15 protein-coding genes are annotated in these 16,308 nt (G+C 35.5%); 3 read left to right on the top strand and 12 right to left on the bottom strand.

Features of this window, described 5'->3' with window-relative positions; translation table 11 throughout:
- Positions 1–119 precede the first annotated feature (119 nt).
- Both ACECE_RS32190 and ACECE_RS0217965 read left to right on the top strand, forming a co-directional pair.
- Positions 120–1,571, top strand: coding sequence for a glycoside hydrolase family 5 protein (locus tag ACECE_RS32190; RefSeq protein ID WP_010249757.1), 1,452 nt, complete (start codon positions 120–122; stop codon positions 1,569–1,571).
- Positions 1,572–1,678: 107 nt separating this feature from the next.
- Entirely contained in the window at positions 1,679–2,287 is a 609-nt protein-coding gene (locus ACECE_RS0217965; protein ID WP_010249755.1) for a hypothetical protein, read from the top strand.
- A 293-nt stretch (positions 2,288–2,580) separates the two neighbouring features.
- On the opposite strand, the gene ACECE_RS31250 is transcribed toward ACECE_RS0217965, so the two are convergent.
- From ACECE_RS31250 to ACECE_RS0217905, 11 genes are all read right to left on the bottom strand, one after another.
- On the bottom strand, positions 2,581–2,742 hold the full coding sequence (locus ACECE_RS31250; RefSeq protein WP_162862578.1) for a hypothetical protein: 162 nt from the start codon (positions 2,740–2,742) through the stop codon (positions 2,581–2,583).
- 216 nt (positions 2,743–2,958) lie between these two features.
- On the bottom strand, positions 2,959–4,065 hold the full coding sequence (gene pilM, locus ACECE_RS0217950; protein ID WP_010249751.1) for a pilus assembly protein PilM: 1,107 nt from the start codon (positions 4,063–4,065) through the stop codon (positions 2,959–2,961).
- A 280-nt stretch (positions 4,066–4,345) separates the two neighbouring features.
- Positions 4,346–5,512, bottom strand: a complete 1,167-nt coding sequence (locus ACECE_RS0217945) for an aminotransferase class V-fold PLP-dependent enzyme (protein WP_010249749.1) — start codon at positions 5,510–5,512, stop codon at positions 4,346–4,348.
- 54 nt (positions 5,513–5,566) lie between these two features.
- Positions 5,567–6,790 (bottom strand): [FeFe] hydrogenase H-cluster maturation GTPase HydF, encoded by a 1,224-nt coding sequence (gene hydF, locus ACECE_RS0217940; protein WP_010249747.1) that lies wholly within the window; start codon positions 6,788–6,790, stop codon positions 5,567–5,569.
- Between the two features lie 91 nt (positions 6,791–6,881).
- Complete coding sequence (locus ACECE_RS0217935; RefSeq protein WP_010249743.1) at positions 6,882–8,279, bottom strand: aspartate ammonia-lyase; 1,398 nt, start codon at positions 8,277–8,279, stop codon at positions 6,882–6,884.
- Positions 8,276–9,616 (bottom strand): [FeFe] hydrogenase H-cluster radical SAM maturase HydE, encoded by a 1,341-nt coding sequence (hydE, locus tag ACECE_RS0217930; RefSeq protein WP_235715971.1) that lies wholly within the window; start codon positions 9,614–9,616, stop codon positions 8,276–8,278. Before hydE ends, ACECE_RS0217935 begins: the two co-directional genes overlap by 4 nt.
- Before the next feature lie 61 nt (positions 9,617–9,677).
- The gene (hydG, locus tag ACECE_RS0217925; protein ID WP_010249740.1) at positions 9,678–11,045 is read right to left on the bottom strand and encodes a [FeFe] hydrogenase H-cluster radical SAM maturase HydG; all 1,368 of its coding nucleotides are present in this window, start codon (positions 11,043–11,045) and stop codon (positions 9,678–9,680) included.
- 308 nt (positions 11,046–11,353) lie between these two features.
- Entirely contained in the window at positions 11,354–11,605 is a 252-nt protein-coding gene (locus ACECE_RS0217920; protein WP_010249739.1) for a TM1266 family iron-only hydrogenase system putative regulator, read from the bottom strand.
- 79 nt (positions 11,606–11,684) lie between these two features.
- Positions 11,685–12,197, bottom strand: coding sequence for an ECF transporter S component (locus tag ACECE_RS0217915; protein WP_010249738.1), 513 nt, complete (start codon positions 12,195–12,197; stop codon positions 11,685–11,687).
- A 270-nt stretch (positions 12,198–12,467) separates the two neighbouring features.
- Positions 12,468–13,046, bottom strand: a complete 579-nt coding sequence (locus ACECE_RS0217910; RefSeq protein WP_117385876.1) for an LURP-one-related/scramblase family protein — start codon at positions 13,044–13,046, stop codon at positions 12,468–12,470.
- Between the two features lie 197 nt (positions 13,047–13,243).
- Positions 13,244–14,305, bottom strand: coding sequence for a peptidylprolyl isomerase (locus ACECE_RS0217905; RefSeq protein WP_010249736.1), 1,062 nt, complete (start codon positions 14,303–14,305; stop codon positions 13,244–13,246).
- Positions 14,306–14,662: 357 nt separating this feature from the next.
- Between ACECE_RS0217905 and ACECE_RS0217900 the strand changes: the two genes are divergently transcribed.
- On the top strand, positions 14,663–15,538 hold the full coding sequence (locus ACECE_RS0217900) for a ComEC/Rec2 family competence protein (protein WP_010249735.1): 876 nt from the start codon (positions 14,663–14,665) through the stop codon (positions 15,536–15,538).
- Between the two features lie 81 nt (positions 15,539–15,619).
- On the opposite strand, the gene ACECE_RS0217895 is transcribed toward ACECE_RS0217900, so the two are convergent.
- Positions 15,620–16,285, bottom strand: coding sequence for a DUF4956 domain-containing protein (locus ACECE_RS0217895; RefSeq protein WP_010249734.1), 666 nt, complete (start codon positions 16,283–16,285; stop codon positions 15,620–15,622).
- Positions 16,286–16,308: the final 23 nt, after the last annotated feature.

Below are 16,308 nucleotides of genomic sequence, written 5' to 3'. Positions count from 1 at the left end.
ATACCAGCAAAGCATATACAGCCCGATTTCCATTGCTACTTCTGAATAATTTTGCTATAATTTTATTAGTTTATTATAAATTTATTATTTTTTTATGAATTATAATCGGGGGTTAAATCATGCAATGTATTAAAAAAAATCCTTTTATCAGGTCTTTCCTGGCAATACTTTCATTATGTCTGATATTTACACAACTCTTTGCCGGGTGCAGTTCGCCGGATAACAACAATACCTTTGTCGGTAGAAATGGAAAACTTAAGGTTATTGGCAGCCAACTTTGTAATCAAAAAAAAGAACCTATCCAGTTAAAAGGCATGAGTTCGCATTCTCTTAACTTATTTGGAAGGTTCGTAAATACTAACACCATTCAATACTTAAGAGACGACTGGGGTATGACTTTATTCAGAACAGCAATGTATACCGAAGAAGGCGGCTATATAAAAAACCCCGATACGAAAAAAAAGGTTCAAGAAGCTGTTCAGGCAGCCATTGATGCTGGAATCTATGTCATAATTGATTGGCATATACTAAGTGATGGTGATCCTAATATATACAAATCCCAAGCAAAAGAATTTTTTAAAGAAATGTCAACACTTTACGGAAAATACCCAAACGTAATATACGAAATATGCAATGAACCTAATGGTAAAGACGTAACCTGGAGTGGTTCAATAAAGCCCTATGCCGATGAAGTCATCTCAGTAATCAGAAAAAATGACCCCGACAATGTAATAATTGTAGGTACCGATACATGGAGTCAGGGTATTGACGCAGTTGAAAAAGATCCCCTTAATTTCAAAAACATTATGTATGCCCTTCATTTTTATGCCGGAACTCATGGAAAAGAGCTCCGAGATAGAATAGATTATTGTATTGGAAAAAACATACCTGTTTTTGCAAGCGAATGGGGTACATCACTCAGCAATGGCTCCGATGGAGTCTATCCAGTAGAAACAACACAATGGATTAATTTCCTTGATGAACGTAAAATAAGCTGGGCAAACTGGTCTCTAAGTGATAAGGCAGAATCTTCCGCTGCACTAACTCCTTCCGCAAATTCAAATGGCGGTTGGACTGACAGTGACCTTTCTGAGTCAGGCCTTATGGTAAAATATATTATGAAAGGCAAAAATGAAGCCCCATTTTTCTGCGAAGGCTTTGAAAGTATGCTTTTCACATCAGGGGGTTGGAATGTTACAGGTGCTATGATACTACAAGATCAACAAGCTCCTGCTGGAAACTATGTTTCAATTTTAAAAAACGATAATACAATATCTAAATCCAAAAGTACAAAAGGATATAAAAGCATTAAGCTTGAATTGGCATATAGTTTAAGAAATCTAAAAGGCAATGATGCATTTACGATTGAATGGTTCGATGGTCATACATGGTCACAATTAGACAAAATAAGCCAAAACAGTGATTGGACTGTAAAAAAATATGCTATTCCAGAAGCCTCATCAAATAATCCGGACTTCATGATTAGATTTACATCATCGCTTTCTGAGCCCTCTGCAAAAATATCATTGGATGAAGTTAAGCTGATTGGTGAAAGAACAATTGAGAATTAAGAAGCGTACTGGAAATACGAAAATCATCATTGACTCTTAAATAAATTATGATATTATTATACCGTAATGGTACAAGATGGAACTATAATATATGAGGTGATTACATTATGAAAAGAAATATCACAAAGGAAGATCTGGCAAGCCTGAATGAAGGACAAAAGATGAGTCTTAGAGATCTATGGCTTCCCGAAAAGTATGACCTTGCAGTGGCATACATATGCACAAATGCAGAGACAGAGGAATATGACGAGATTGAATATGTTGTAGGTGATATTATTTTAAACCGCAATCGCATTACCTTAATTGATATAAGACGCCCTAAAAACGAAGACAATGATGAAATTTCCGAAGACGACAACAACGGAAACTGTAACTGTATGCAAAATGTGGATGATGATCAAAATTCTAATTTTGAAGATGATGATGGCGAATATTCCGATGATGAGGAATTTGAAGATGACGACTTTGAATTCGCTTATGAGCAGCCTACAACCTTCAGTAAGGAAGATTGTCTTCCACTGTTAAGCATTACTCAAATGATAGAAATTTTTGATAGAAGAGGCTTTAAGGACACTAACTTCTATCTTACTGCTAGTGTAGATGAAAAAGGCTGTGAAATTGGCAACAATACAGCTCCTCTTGAAGATTACGGAAATAATTTTGAGCCTGCTGAACTTTGTGATGTACTCTGGGACAATATCAAACTCTTATTATAAAAAAGTCGACTTCGTCGATTTAAATCTAGGGTATTCCTCTACAGCAAAAAGCCTTTCGGTAGACTTTTTTGATGCCAGAAAGAAAAAGCACTTTCTTAGGCATTAAAAAAGTCAGCTTCGCTGATTTATAGATAGGGTATTCCTCTGCAGCAAAAAGTCTTTTGGTAGACTTTTTTGATGCCAGAAAGAAATACACTTTCTTAGGCATTAAAGAACAGGAGGAAATACCTCCTGTTTCTTACTTTGACAATGCAAATATCGTAAAATTAAATATGATCAATTCCTTAAGATAATTATTTATTTTTAACTACCTTATACACAATATATGCAGCGCAAATTAATACCGCAACTGGTAACAGCGTATACGCCAGCCATTTCACAAATCTAAATACAATTACAAACAAAACAATTACAAGTATTATTGTTATTATTTTTTTAATCAAACCCTGATCCATTAAAACCACCTCATTCACTATTTTAATATAAAATACTTTAAAACTCAATTTATGTCTGAAAAAATTAAATATTTTTTATTATATTATAAATATATTCAAGATGATACATAAATACCCCAGTATTTTACACTAGGGTATTTTAACTACTATAATAATTTAATTGAACCAAATCAACTTTTGACTCTAAGGCAATAGAATAGTAACTTTCTTATTTCATTATAGTGAAATTCCAACTGAGTTTATAAGATAATTCAGCTTATCTTTATCAAGCGTTTTCTTTAGCTCGACTCCTTTTAAGTTAAGAAGTCCAACAGGATATACTGGTACATTAAAAAGTTGGAACAAATATTGGCTAAGGCCATTTAACTGCGAACCACCGCCTATAATAAATATCTTTGATATCGGAGTACCATAGCATCTGTCAATATAAAACTCAAAACATTTAACAATTTGCTTTGCAAGCCTTTCAATAAAAGCACTTATCTTTCCATAAGCTACCACATGATCTCTCTTTGAAAGATTGTTTGGTACCACCATTCCATATTGCTTCTTAATCTTTTCTGCTTCAACCAAGCTTATTCCCAATTCCTTTGATATGTGGTCATCCATATTTGAACTTCCAGACAGAATAACTTTGTTAAATTCAAGAACCCTGTCCTTCAAAAAGTTAACAATTGTGGTTTCAGATCCGAAGTCAAGAACAGCATAAGTATCGCTTTCAACTTTATTAAACTTTCTCTTTGCGTAAAAATTCTCCATATCCTTAGTGTAAATTTCTCTGTTAAAAAACTTAGCTGTACTGTTGGCTGGAATATCAACTGCAAGAGGCTTTAAATCCAGTCCCTGCAAGACATCAACATAACTTTGAAGAATGTTTCTTGGCACTGCAGTTACGAAAACCTTGTACTTCTCAGTTTCCCTCTCTTTAATTGTTTGAAGGATTTTATAGTCAACTCTGTAGTTTTCTATATCAACAGGCAGAAATTGCGGCATGGAATTTTTTATAGTGAAATCCTCATTCTCACCTGCCACCTTGTCAATTAAATAGATACGAGTAATAATGTTTGTACCTGACATTATTATTTTAGCGTTCTTCGCTTTCATATTCTGCTCTTTAACAAGTGCTTTAATAGATGTAAGAACCTGCTCAACATCATATATTGCACCGTTTTTTATACTATTTTGCGGTGTTGACACTATACCATAGTTTTCTATAAATATAGAGTTATTCTTCTTGACTGAAACTTCTACTACTTTTATGTTTCTATAACCTACGTCAATACAAACCATCGAAGTCTTACTCATAAACAGATCTAATAGCATCAAATAATCCCCCTCAAACCCCATATCTTTTTAACATTGTACTCGCAAAACAAATAAAATAACCTGTTATACACAACACATTCAGGTAATTGATACTCAACCACCTGTATTTGTATATTCCATATAAAAATGAATCTTATATAATATAGATATGCTTGCTGTTCTATATTTTATATTCTATTTTATTATTTTCTATATCATATTATATTATAGCATACAAGCTATACAATTTCCAACATATAATTTCCTGGAGCAGGACTCAACTGACTGTCATTTTATGTCAATTAATATTTGTTACATACTTCATACTGTCGGATATTTCCTGCAAAGCATTTAGAAGCATATTAATCTCATCTTGAGTATTAAAACAACCTACACTAAGTCTTACAATCCCACCTTTAATTGTACCCATAGTCTGATGGGCAAGAGGAGCACAGTGAAGGCCAGCTCTTGATGCAATACCATAACCTTTGTCAAGTACATAACTTACTTCAGTGGAATCAATTTCCTTAAAATTGAAGGCAATAATACCTGAATTCTTGCTTGGCTCTTTTTTACTATATATTATAACCCCATTTATATTAGAAAGTCCATCATATATTTGATTTATCAACAAATTTTTAAAATTCTTAATATTTAAAAGTCCAAAAGAATTTATAAACCCTATTCCCTGGCTTAGTCCGACTATGCCTGGCGTATTTAATGTGCCGCTTTCTAAAGCATCCGGCAATATTTCCGGCTGAAACATATTTTCGGAGCTGCTTCCTGTCCCACCCTGTAAAATTGAGTCTATTTCAATTCCATTTGCAACATACAATCCGCCTGTTCCCTGCGGACCAAGAAGTGCTTTATGACCTGGGAATGCCATTAAATCTATTTTCATGTATTCCACATCAACCTCTAAAGCTCCAACCCCCTGAGAAGCATCAACTAAAAAAATAATTCCTTTTTCTCTTGTCAACTCGCCAATATCTTTTATAGGCATAATTATTCCATTTACATTTGATGACAAAGTACAAACAATCATCCTTGTATTGCTCTTGATATTGTTCCTGAACTCTTCTACGTCTACCTCACCAAATTCATTTCCGCTTACTATTGTAAGTTCAATACCCATGTCTCTCTCAAGTGTCTTTAAAGGTCTTATTACTGAATTATGCTCCATACTTGTTGTAATTACATGATCACCCTTTTTTAGTACTCCCTTGATGGCAATATTCAATGCTTCAGTGGCATTTTTGGTAAACACAAGCCTCATAGGGTCTTTTATATTAAAAAACTCCGCTATTGCTTCCCTTGCCTCCATAACTGCCCTGCCAGATTTGATAGACAAATCATGTCCTCCGCGCCCCGGATTTGCACAATACTCCTTCATACACCTTAACATTTCGTCATAAACCTTTTCAGGTTTTGGATAGGACGTAGCAGCATTATCAAGATATATCATATAAATTCCCCTTTACTAAAGGCGTTTTTTAAATATTACTTCTAAATTCCCGATTCAATCTTCCAACAGCATATATGCAGATGGAAAAGGTTTTAATGCACGCTTCAAGATTCCTTGCACAGCTGCAATCAGCATTCCATAATTTGTGATAGCAACATTATTTTGTCGTGAAAGATTTATTCTGTACTGCATCTCCAGTCTGTTGAGCATACAGCCGCCACAATGGACAATAAGATCAAATTTCTCTATATCCTTTGGGAAATACGTTCCGGATGCCCATTCAAATTCAATTTCAGCTCCGGACATCTGCCTGATCCAACGTGGTATCTTGACCTTTCCTATATCATCCGCCTGCCTGTGATGGGTACACCCTTCTACAATCAAAACTCTGTTGCCGGGTTTCAGTTCCTCGATCCTTTTAAGACCTTTCACCATCTCAATGAGTTCTCCTTTATACCTTGCAAAAAGTATTGAAAATGAAGTGAGTCTTACGTCTTCCGGAGTATCAGCTGAGACTTTTAAGAAAGCCTGTGAATCAGTGATGACAAGAGCTGGCTTTTTGTTAAGGCTTTCAAAAGTTTCTTTCAGTTCAAATTCCTTTGTAACTACAACTATTGCATCGTTTTCAATTATATCTCTTATCGTTTGCTGCTGTGGAAGAATTAAACGTCCTTTAGGAGCCGCCTTGTCTATAGGAGTTACAAGGACAACAATATCCCCCGGATTTATGAGATCTCCTACAATAGTCAGATTTGACTCATCAAACTTTGCATGTTTGGCAATCAACTGCTTTAGTTCGTCAATTCCCGACTTACTTTTAGCACTTATTTCACAGATAGGTATACCAAGTTTCTTTCTATACTCATCAATTTTAGTCTGTTCTGTTTTTATTTTATCGCTTTTATTCAATACTGCAACAACAGCTACTTCCCTACTTTTAATTTCTTCTATAAACTTTATGTCAAATTCAGTTATGCCCTCATCTGCATCCACAACAAATATAGCAAAATTAGTCTTCCTTAAAACATCATATGTTTTTTCCATTCGTAAGTTTCCTAAATCGCCAACATCATCAATTCCTGCAGTGTCTATTATAACGACAGGACCCAAAGGTAAAAGCTCCATTGTCTTGTAAACAGGGTCAGTAGTAGTTCCCGGAACATTTGAAACCACTGCTATGTCCTGCCCTGTGAGAGCATTAATCAAAGTTGACTTACCGGCATTACGTCTTCCAAATATGGCTATATGAAGCCTGTTTCCAACAGGAGTATTATTCATTTCAAGTACCACCTTTCCCAATTTCCATCGCTTAAGTATTTTTTAAAAACACTCTTTATTTACCCTTTGTACAAGATACACAAAACATTCCTTATGATTTTTTCCCTGGTATGCCAGGCTTTGTCATATCAATCGGATTGAGTATCAAATTTAGAGACTCTTTATCCAATATCACCTCTTCAATAACCAACTCTCTCAATGTTTTGCCGGTTGCAAGACATTTTTTTGAGATGTAAGATGCCTTATCATATCCGATATATGATGTAAGTGCAGTCACAAGTGTAAAACTATTTTCCACCAATTCTCTGCATCTCTTCTCATCTGCTCTGATTCCTTTAATGCAATTGTTTATAAAAGTATTTAACCCATTTCTCAGCAAATCCAGTATTTCAAACAGGTTATCCGCTATCACAGGAAGGAAAGGATTCAATTCAAGCTGGCCAGATTGTGCTGCAAGTGATATTACAGTATCATTTCCAATAACCTTAAAGGCAATCTGATTAATTGCTTCAGGTATAACCGGATTAATTTTACCCGGCATTATGGATGAACCTGCCTGAACCGCAGGAAGTATTATTTCACCAATTCCAGCCCTAGGTCCCGAGGCTAGAAGTCTCAAATCATTCGCTATCTTTGAAAGATTAACTGCAGAAGTTTTTAAGAGCCCGGAAACCTCAACAAATACATCAGCATTCTGTGTAGGGTCCATCATATATTCTGCTCTTGCCAGACCAATTCCCGTAAGTTCCCTAAGTTTCTCCACCACCATAAAAATATACTTTTTGTGGGCATTAAGGCCCGTTCCTGCTGCAGTACCGCCTAAATTTACCTGTCTTAATCTTTCCTCAGCTTTATAAAGCCTCCACCTGTCTCTTGCTATCGCCTGGGCCCAGGCTCCAAACTCCTGTCCGAGCATCACTGGTACAGCATCCTGAAGCTGAGTTCTTCCGACCTTTAGAACCGTACTGAATTCTTCCTCTTTTTCCTGAAGAGTTGTCTGCAGGCTTGCAAAAAGTTCACTTACAGGCTTTAACAGCCTAATTGCAGCAATCCTAACAGCAGTTGGAAATACATCGTTAGTTGACTGAGACATATTTACATGATCCAATGGATGTACCAGTTCATAATCGCCCCTTTTGCCTCCTAGAAGCTCTATAGCCCTGTTTGCAATAACTTCATTGGCGTTCATGTTAGCTGAGGTTCCAGCCCCTCCCTGCATTGCATCCACTACAAACTGATTTCTCAGTGCGCCTGAAAGTATTTCATCACAAGCCTGAATTATTGCATTGCCAATTCTTTCGTCCAAAATACCAATTTCCATATTTGTAATAGCACAAGCTTTTTTTACTGTCACCAGAGCTTCTATGAGTTCCGAATGAATTGTCCGGCTTGACAGGTTGAAATTTTCTAAAGCTCTTACTGTATGAATCCCATAATAGCATTCATCATCTACTTTTCTATCTCCCAAAAGGTCATGCTCAATTCTCATGAAAATCCCCCTTTAAGCTTTGCATCTGAATCCAACCCTGGAACTTTTAAATATGATGGCAGCTTCCTGTTTGCTGCCTTCTCAACTGCATAAACAGCTGCCTCCAGATCTACCATGTTCTTATTATCGTAAATATTATAGCTGGACCTGTATTCTAAAGGTGTATTTATAAGCATTATAGTATTTGCACCGGCATTCAATGCCCACACTTGAGCATCTTTGCTAAGTGATGCAAGTGCTGTTGTGGAAGGTATGTATACTTTCTTGCAGACAATTCTTGTAACCGCTACCGTCCTTAACGTAAGTGCAATATCACCGTGAGGATAATTTTCATAAGGTGACCCCTTTGCAGGAATAAAAGGACCTATACCTATCATATTTATACCCATATCCCTAAAGAATAAAATATCCCCCGCAATATCCTGAATAGTCTGACCTGGCAGGCCGATAATATTTCCCGACCCATTGATATAGCCCAGTTCCTTCAGCCATTTTGAACACTGAAGCCTTTCGTCAAAGTCATCATCTGGATGGATTTCCTTAAAGATATCTCTGTTTGTCGTCTCAATTTTTAACAGGAAGTTCTCTGCACCAGCTTTTTTGAATTCCTCATATTCCTCAAAGGTCTTCTCACCAACGCTTAAGGTTATCCTCATGCCAGTCGTTTCCTTGATTCGCTTAATAATGCTGACAATTTTGTCCGAACTCCAGTACAGGTCTTCTCCTGATTGAAGTATTACAGTCCGTAAACCTATACTTTTAAGATATAAAACAACATCCATGATCTCATCTTCAGTCATTCTGTATCTTTTCACTTCAGAATTTTTCCCGCCAATACCACAGTACTTGCAATTTTTTCTGCAGTAATTTGAAAACTCTATAGCTCCCCTGATTTCTACAACATCACCAACAGTCTCTTTTCTGATTCTATCTGCGGTTGCAAATATTGTGTCAATCTCCCTTTTTTTATCGGTCGCCAAAAGGTAGACAATATCTTCTTTATGGAGTTCATCTCCGTTTTCAATTTTTTTAAGTATTCCAATAAACTGCTCTGATACTATCAATCCAAGTTTTCTATCAATTAGCCCTTGAAGTTTTAGCTTGCGATCCTCAAGAATTGCTGCAGTATGAATACCGGCCAATTCGAGCAGATTTTTTGATTTTTCCAGATCCGAATCGCTAATCTTGACCGCAATTGCGCAAACTGTTCCCCACTCTGGAGGCGCAGGCACTAAGTCTGTGTTTATGTTGTTCTTATTTAAAAGTTTGTTTATCATGAGCATTTCTGACGAATTTTGTGCCATGATCAAATATGATTTTGCATCCAAAAAAAACACTCCCTTTCAGCCGGAATTTTAATATTTTCTAAGTTCTCCTCTATCTTGCAGCCGAACTGTTTTAAAAGTACAAATCCCTTTTGCCTTCTTCTATCTCTTTTAATTTCTTTAAAGTTTCGATTCTCATTTGTTCATTATCTATTTCATCCAAAGCATTCGCTATTATTGATTCACCTTTTTCACGAAACACAGGGTTTCCAAAATCTATGAGGTTTTCCTTGAAAGTCAGTATAGCATTAGGCTGACAAAACTCATGTATTTCTCCCTGTTTGGCATATTCCATAAAGTGTTCTCCTGTACGGCATCTCCTATAACACGCTGTACAGAAGCTTGGAATATATCCCTTGTCACAAATGGTCTCAAGCATATTTGGAAGACTTCTGTTATCACTAATTTCAAATTGATCTGCTTTGTCATCATCTTCTGCATAACCGCCCGGGTTTGTCTTTGAACCTGCACTGATCTGTGAAATACCAAGACTTAGAAGCTCATCTCTAAACTCAGCTCTTTCTCTTGTAGAAAGAATCATTCCCGTATATGGCACCGACAGCCTGTAGATTGCAACAATCTTTCTAAATTGTTCATCGTTAACTACGTGAGGTATTTCCCCCAAGCCCCAGCCAAGTGCAGGACGCAGCCTGGGAACTGAAATAGTATGCGGACCGACTCCGAAACGCTCCTCAAAGTGCATGCAGTGCATTAAAAGACCCAAAACTTCAAATCTGTAGTCGTATAAGCCTAAAAGTGCACCAACTCCAACATCATCAATACCGGCTTCAAACGCTCTGTCTATAGCGGTTATCCTCCAGTCATAATCAGCTTTTAACCCCACCGGATGCATCTTCCTATAAGTTTCTCTGTTGTAGGTCTCCTGGAATATAACATAAGTACCTATTCCAGCTTCCTTTAGTTCTCTATAGTCCTCAACCGTCATTGGTGCTGCCTCGATATTTATTCTTCTAATATCGGTTGACTTATATATAGCCTCCATTGCTCTGGTAAAATGTTTTACGTCTGTCTTCTTAGGATGCTCACCACATATCAAAAGAAGTCTCTTGTGCCCTTGTTTTTCTATCGCTTTCGCTTCATTTACAATATCCTCAAGACCTAAAGTTTTTCTATGTAATTCTTTGTTGTCTTTCCTGAATCCGCAATAAAGGCAGTTATTGACACATTCATTACCGGTGTATAACGGTGCAAATAATACAACCCTTTTACCATAGACCTTATTTTTTATATATTTTGCTGCATCATATATTTCCTCAAGCAGCTCTTTGTCTTCTACAAATAGCAGCTTTCCTGTCTCTTCCAATGTAAGACCTTTGCATTCTCTTGCCTTACTGATAATTTCCCTAACCTGCATTTTTTCCGGATTTACCGATGCGTCCAAAATTGAAAATATTTTACCTTCATCTATAAAATTGCTCATAGTTTGACCCCCTGTTAATATTTAAGTACTCTAAATTCGACTACACTAAAAAACTCTTCGAGACTATAATAAAGTCAAGAAGAGTTCACAAATAAATAATTCATATCCATTCCCCCTTCGATAAGACATAATCCATCTCGTCAGGCAATTATGGGAATCTGCGAAAATACTACTCAGCCTGTATCACAACAAGCCTTTTTAAAACAGTAGAAATTTCATGTCCCCAGCCGTTTTGTTCTCCTTGATATTAGGTATACACCCGGTATCTCAGATACTCACTATTAAGTTATATTATTAATACCACCTAATTAATATGTTAAAGCAACTTTTGCTTTAATTCCGTTAATATTTCCAAGCTTTCCTGCCAATGCACCAATTTCATCATTAGTGCCGTCTACAATTATGGAGATCACCGAAATTCCCTTTTCCTTGTAAGGGATACCCATCCTTCCAACAATAATCGACCCGAAAGCACTTAAGACATCATTCACTTTTCTGGATGTTTCCTCACGGTTATTAACAACTATGCCTATAACAGCAACCTTGTTTTCCTTTTCCATAATCAAACCTCGTTACTTTTTTAACTATGTATCCATTATATCAAATAAGCATAACGTGTAAAGCCTTTTACCAATAAAGTTAAATATGCTTTTCGAGCCTTCTAATAATAGGAATTGCTATAATTCCACCCACTAATGCTGTAACAAGCTGCAGCCACCCAAAATTAGCACTAGCAAGTTTTAGAGCTTGAGTTGCAGGCAACAATTTAAAAAATGGGATTACATATAGCAAGGAACCATAAATAATTGCAAATTTAACAATTGCACCCGAAATAATCCCTATAATCTCTTTCTTTCTAAAAATATAGAATATAAGTACAAGCGAAAAGTTTCCTAATGCTACAAACAGAGCCAACGGTAAAGGTAATAATGCCCCGGTCAGTATAGCCCCAAATGGCGAAAGAATTGATATTACAGCTCCTGCGTAAATTCCAACCAAACTCGCTGAAATGATAAGACATGCATTAACCAGCGGTCCAACTATAAAGTTACTATTACCGCCTAGAGGAAAAAGCCTTCCAAGGAATTGAAAAACTATAGTCAGTGCCAATAGCATAGCCGTTCTGGTCAAATATTTGACATTATTATTCATTTTGTTACCCCTTTCAAAAATGCTTATATATGCTGGAAAAGGCCTGTTTTAATTTATAAACCTTTTTGCGAATCTTAGTATAGCACATATAACATTCATTGAAAAGCACAAATAAAGAGCGATTTAGGCTGCCTTTTTATAACTGACCTTCCTGCATAAAGGGCATATATAAAAATAGAGCTGAATTTCTCCAGCTCTATTTATTACTATTTAGAAATGATGAAATATCACATCAGCTATAACTTTGTGCTCTAGACTTATTTACTCTTACTAACTTTGTTTTCCTTCAATTGCACACAAGAGCAAGCCAGCAGCAAGCCCTAAACGTCTATCATAAATTTGTTCTCTGTCCATAGAAAAATCTACATTTACCTTTACAACAAATGGATTAAAGTTTTGCTTATATTCGCAGACTTCCCTATTATTTATAACACAACTATATGTTTGAGGTATAAGGGTTGTCAGAAACCTTCTTACAAGGGCAAGTGCAGTACTATCCTCTTTAATAACACCTATTTGGTTATCTGATTCGTCTAAAACCAACCACTCATCTTTAAGTATGGACTTGAGACCTTTTCTCCTCAATCCTCCAATCTTTTCATTAGATTGAGCATCAAATACATCATATGTGGCAGAAAAATCTACGATATTGCGGGCTTTTATACTTAGCATGGCTTCCTGCATATCCTCACCGCTGTAAATTGTGATATCCTCTTTTAGTTTAAACGCTTTCATGTTTGCATATAAAACAACATTCCCCATTGGGTCATAAAAGTGAAAAGCTCCACCAACAAGTTTTAAAATCTTCCTGCGAACCAAATACGTATTATAACTAAATCTCTCGTCCATATGTTCCCCTTTCATCCCTCATTATTTACTTACATAATTCATAATATATCAACAGCTAATGGAAGTAAATAATGTTTTTATAAAATTCACAAACACGTCCTGCACCCAAAGTTAGGCATTAAAAAACCTGCGAAATCACATTCATGTGACTTCGCAGGCTTTACTCTAATTAAAGCACCAGGTCTTTTTGCAAAAATCTAGAACAAATCCAATGAGTCAATAACCTTCTGATCCTTAACCACTGGGTTTGCTTTCTTCAGTTCATCAAGTTTTTTCTGATATTGTGCATTTTGCAAACTTGACTTAAGCTTATCTTTTTCAGCGTCAAAAGAAGCATCTTCACGTTTTATGAATTTCATAACATGAAATCCATAAGTAGTTTGTACAACACCCATATCTCCTTCTTTTGCATTAAATGCCCAATCTTCAAACTCCTTTACCATTTCTCCCTTAGGGAAAGTATACTCTCCACCCTTGTCTTTTGAACCAGGATCTTCTGAGTATTGTTTTACTAACGCTTCAAAATCTTCTCCTGCTTGTGCCTTTTTAAGAATATCATCTGCAAGTTTCTTCTTTTCGGCAACTTTATCTTCAGGAAGAGGTTCATTGGTTGTACTGTCATTAGTTAGCACAAGTACATGCTTTACTGTTACCTTATTGTATTGTTCCTTATTCTTTTCAAACTCACTTTTTACATCACTGTCATTGATTTCAATTTTGGCTGGTTGGCTGGAAGCATACTTATTATATGCAAGCATATAATCCTGATACATTAACTTATATTGATCAATGGAAACACCATACTTTTCCATCATTACCTTTTCTGCTTCATTTTTATCACCTTTTGCTTCATTTTGAACAAATTGATCTATCATTTTATTTGCATCATCAAAATCTGTTTGTTCCAACTTAACATTATCTTTTTTAGCACTCATTAACAAAACTTTTAGCTCCGTCAGGTTGTTAAGAGTATTGTCTATAACAGTTTGCTTTCTGTCTACATCTCCTTCTTTTGTTTCCCAATACTTTTTCTTTTCATCCTTACTTTTGTCAGCTATGCCTGCTTGGCTTTCCTTCTGGTTTATCTCCATAGTTGCGTAAAATTTAAATTCAGTGGCAGTAATCTTCTCATCACCTACTGTCCCTACAATATCTGTCGAGTTCTTGCCGTTGGATAATTTTACGCTCTTGTTGCATGCACTAAGGCTAAAAACTAATGACGCACTTAATGCAAAGGTAATTACTTTTTTTAAATTCATGATTAACCTCCATATGATTATTTATTTAAAAAACTTTTTTGCATTATTTTATATTTCAAATCAAATAATTGCAAAATTATATCTAAACACCTACAAATTATAATTTTACTCTATATTCGCTTCCAATTCCATAAAAATATTTCAAAAAATGCTGTAATTTTTTGTTTATTTTTTTACAAAGCAATCAGCAGGACTCTTTCTACTCAGAAAACGCAAAAAATGCACGATAATTTTTCATATAGGCAATTTTCAGTTCTATATCAAAGAATGTTAAAAATCTCATAGAAACTTCATATATTAAATGATAAAATAGTCTATTGTAAGTAGTATTAATTAAAGCCAGTGAGGTATATTAACATGTTTGTCAGATTAAAAAAATTGTTTTTAATTGCTTTGGTATCTTGTATAACCTTCACTTCATGCAGTAATCCAAATGAATTATTAGTAGACGGTTTAAAGGTACATTTTATTGATGTCGGGCAAGGAGACAGCATACTTGTACAAACCGGAAGCAAAACTATGCTCATCGATACAGGTTTAAAAGAAAAAGAAGATGAATTTATGGAATACCTAAGTTCTCAGGGTATAAAAAAAATAGATTATCTAATTTTAACACATCAGCATAATGATCATATTGGAAATGCTGCAAAGGTTATAAAAAGCTTCAAAATTGGGATGATTTATATGCCAAGTGTGACAAGCAATGATAAGAAATTTGAAAGCATGGTTAAAGCCATAAATCAAAAAGGACTTAGTATTACTGCGCCTGTTTCGGGTTCATCATTTGATTTTGGCGATGCTAAATGCCTTATTATGGCGCCAAACAGCAAAAAATACGAAGATGAAAATAACTACTCCATTGTATTAAAAATGATCTATAAGAATACTTCGTTTTTGTTTTCAGGTGATGCACAGTTTTTGTCGGAAACTGAAATGATAGGCAAAGGGTATGATTTATCTGCGGATGTTCTAAAGATTGGTCATCACGGGAGTGATACTGCAACCTCAGAAGAATTCTTAAACAAGGTTAACCCAAAATATGCAGCTTTAAGCTGTGAGAAAAATGATAGCAAAGACCATCCAAGTAAAAAAACAATGAAACTGTTGAAGTCAAAAGGTATTCAACTTTACAGAACTGATGAGAGCGGGACTATTGTATGTACATCTGATGGCCAGAATATAAGCTTTGATAAGGAACCTGGGGATTATAAACACGGGAAAAACAAGGAGTAATTGATTTGTTTCGAAAACTCCTCAAAATCAAAGAAACTCCCCAGCAATAGGACAGTTTCTTTGATTTTATATTCATTTAGCTTAACCCATATATTCACCATTATAGCTTACCAAAACTGCATTTGTAACGCCATTAATATTAATTACATCATTAACAAATTTACTATAACCATCCTTTAACAAAACCTCAACCGTAAGCTCCATACCAACTTTTGAAACAGTTTTTCCTTTAATTATAGACTTATCTGTTTTAGCTTCAATAATATTCATTACATCATCCTCAACATCAGAGTTTTCGCAATTAATAACTAATATATAAGGTGTCTTTCTGCTTTTCTTGTTTACAAACACAGTCATAACTATACCCATTAACAAACTTGTTACTACAGCTAAAGGAATCATTCCTGCACCTACAATGATACCTGCTGTTATGGACCAGAACAAAAATACTATGTCAAGCGGGTCTTTAACTGCAGTTCTGAATCTGACAATAGAAAGTGCACCTACCATACCAAGCGAAAGAACAACATTGCTTGAAACTGCTAAGATAACGGCTGATGTTATCATAGACATACCTATCAAGGACAGACCAAAATTAGCAGAAAACATTACACCTGAAAAGGTCTTTTTGTAAACCACAAAAATAAACAACCCTATTAGAAATGCAACCATAACACCTATAATCATATCAAAGCCACTTACCGCTGTTGCATTTTTTAAAAAATTTGAATTTAGAATGCTGCCCATTATTAAAACCTCCAAAATTAATT

It is taken from the genome of Acetivibrio cellulolyticus CD2 (genome assembly GCF_000179595.2).
Taxonomy (GTDB): Bacteria; Bacillota; Clostridia; order Acetivibrionales; family Acetivibrionaceae; genus Acetivibrio; species Acetivibrio cellulolyticus.
The sequence above is the reverse complement of the archived record's forward strand: the minus strand, read 5'-3'. Positions and strand labels throughout refer to the sequence as shown.

What these genes read in the sequence shown, in the direction of transcription:
- ACECE_RS32190 (WP_010249757.1), top strand. Translation starts at nt 120, where the DNA reads ATGCAATGTATTAAAAAAAATCCTTTTATCAGGTCTTTCCTGGCAATA.
- ACECE_RS0217965 (WP_010249755.1), top strand. Translation starts at nt 1,679, where the DNA reads ATGAAAAGAAATATCACAAAGGAAGATCTGGCAAGCCTGAATGAAGGA.
- hydF (WP_010249747.1), bottom strand. Translation starts at nt 6,790, where the DNA reads ATGAATAATACTCCTGTTGGAAACAGGCTTCATATAGCCATATTTGGA.
- pilM (WP_010249751.1), bottom strand. Translation starts at nt 4,065, where the DNA reads ATGCTATTAGATCTGTTTATGAGTAAGACTTCGATGGTTTGTATTGAC.
- ACECE_RS0217895 (WP_010249734.1), bottom strand. Translation starts at nt 16,285, where the DNA reads ATGGGCAGCATTCTAAATTCAAATTTTTTAAAAAATGCAACAGCGGTA.
- ACECE_RS31250 (WP_162862578.1), bottom strand. Translation starts at nt 2,742, where the DNA reads ATGGATCAGGGTTTGATTAAAAAAATAATAACAATAATACTTGTAATT.
- ACECE_RS0217915 (WP_010249738.1), bottom strand. Translation starts at nt 12,197, where the DNA reads ATGAATAATAATGTCAAATATTTGACCAGAACGGCTATGCTATTGGCA.
- ACECE_RS0217945 (WP_010249749.1), bottom strand. Translation starts at nt 5,512, where the DNA reads ATGATATATCTTGATAATGCTGCTACGTCCTATCCAAAACCTGAAAAG.
- ACECE_RS0217920 (WP_010249739.1), bottom strand. Translation starts at nt 11,605, where the DNA reads ATGGAAAAGGAAAACAAGGTTGCTGTTATAGGCATAGTTGTTAATAAC.
- ACECE_RS0217935 (WP_010249743.1), bottom strand. Translation starts at nt 8,279, where the DNA reads ATGAGAATTGAGCATGACCTTTTGGGAGATAGAAAAGTAGATGATGAA.
- ACECE_RS0217910 (WP_117385876.1), bottom strand. Translation starts at nt 13,046, where the DNA reads ATGGACGAGAGATTTAGTTATAATACGTATTTGGTTCGCAGGAAGATT.
- ACECE_RS0217900 (WP_010249735.1), top strand. Translation starts at nt 14,663, where the DNA reads ATGTTTGTCAGATTAAAAAAATTGTTTTTAATTGCTTTGGTATCTTGT.
- hydG (WP_010249740.1), bottom strand. Translation starts at nt 11,045, where the DNA reads ATGAGCAATTTTATAGATGAAGGTAAAATATTTTCAATTTTGGACGCA.
- ACECE_RS0217905 (WP_010249736.1), bottom strand. Translation starts at nt 14,305, where the DNA reads ATGAATTTAAAAAAAGTAATTACCTTTGCATTAAGTGCGTCATTAGTT.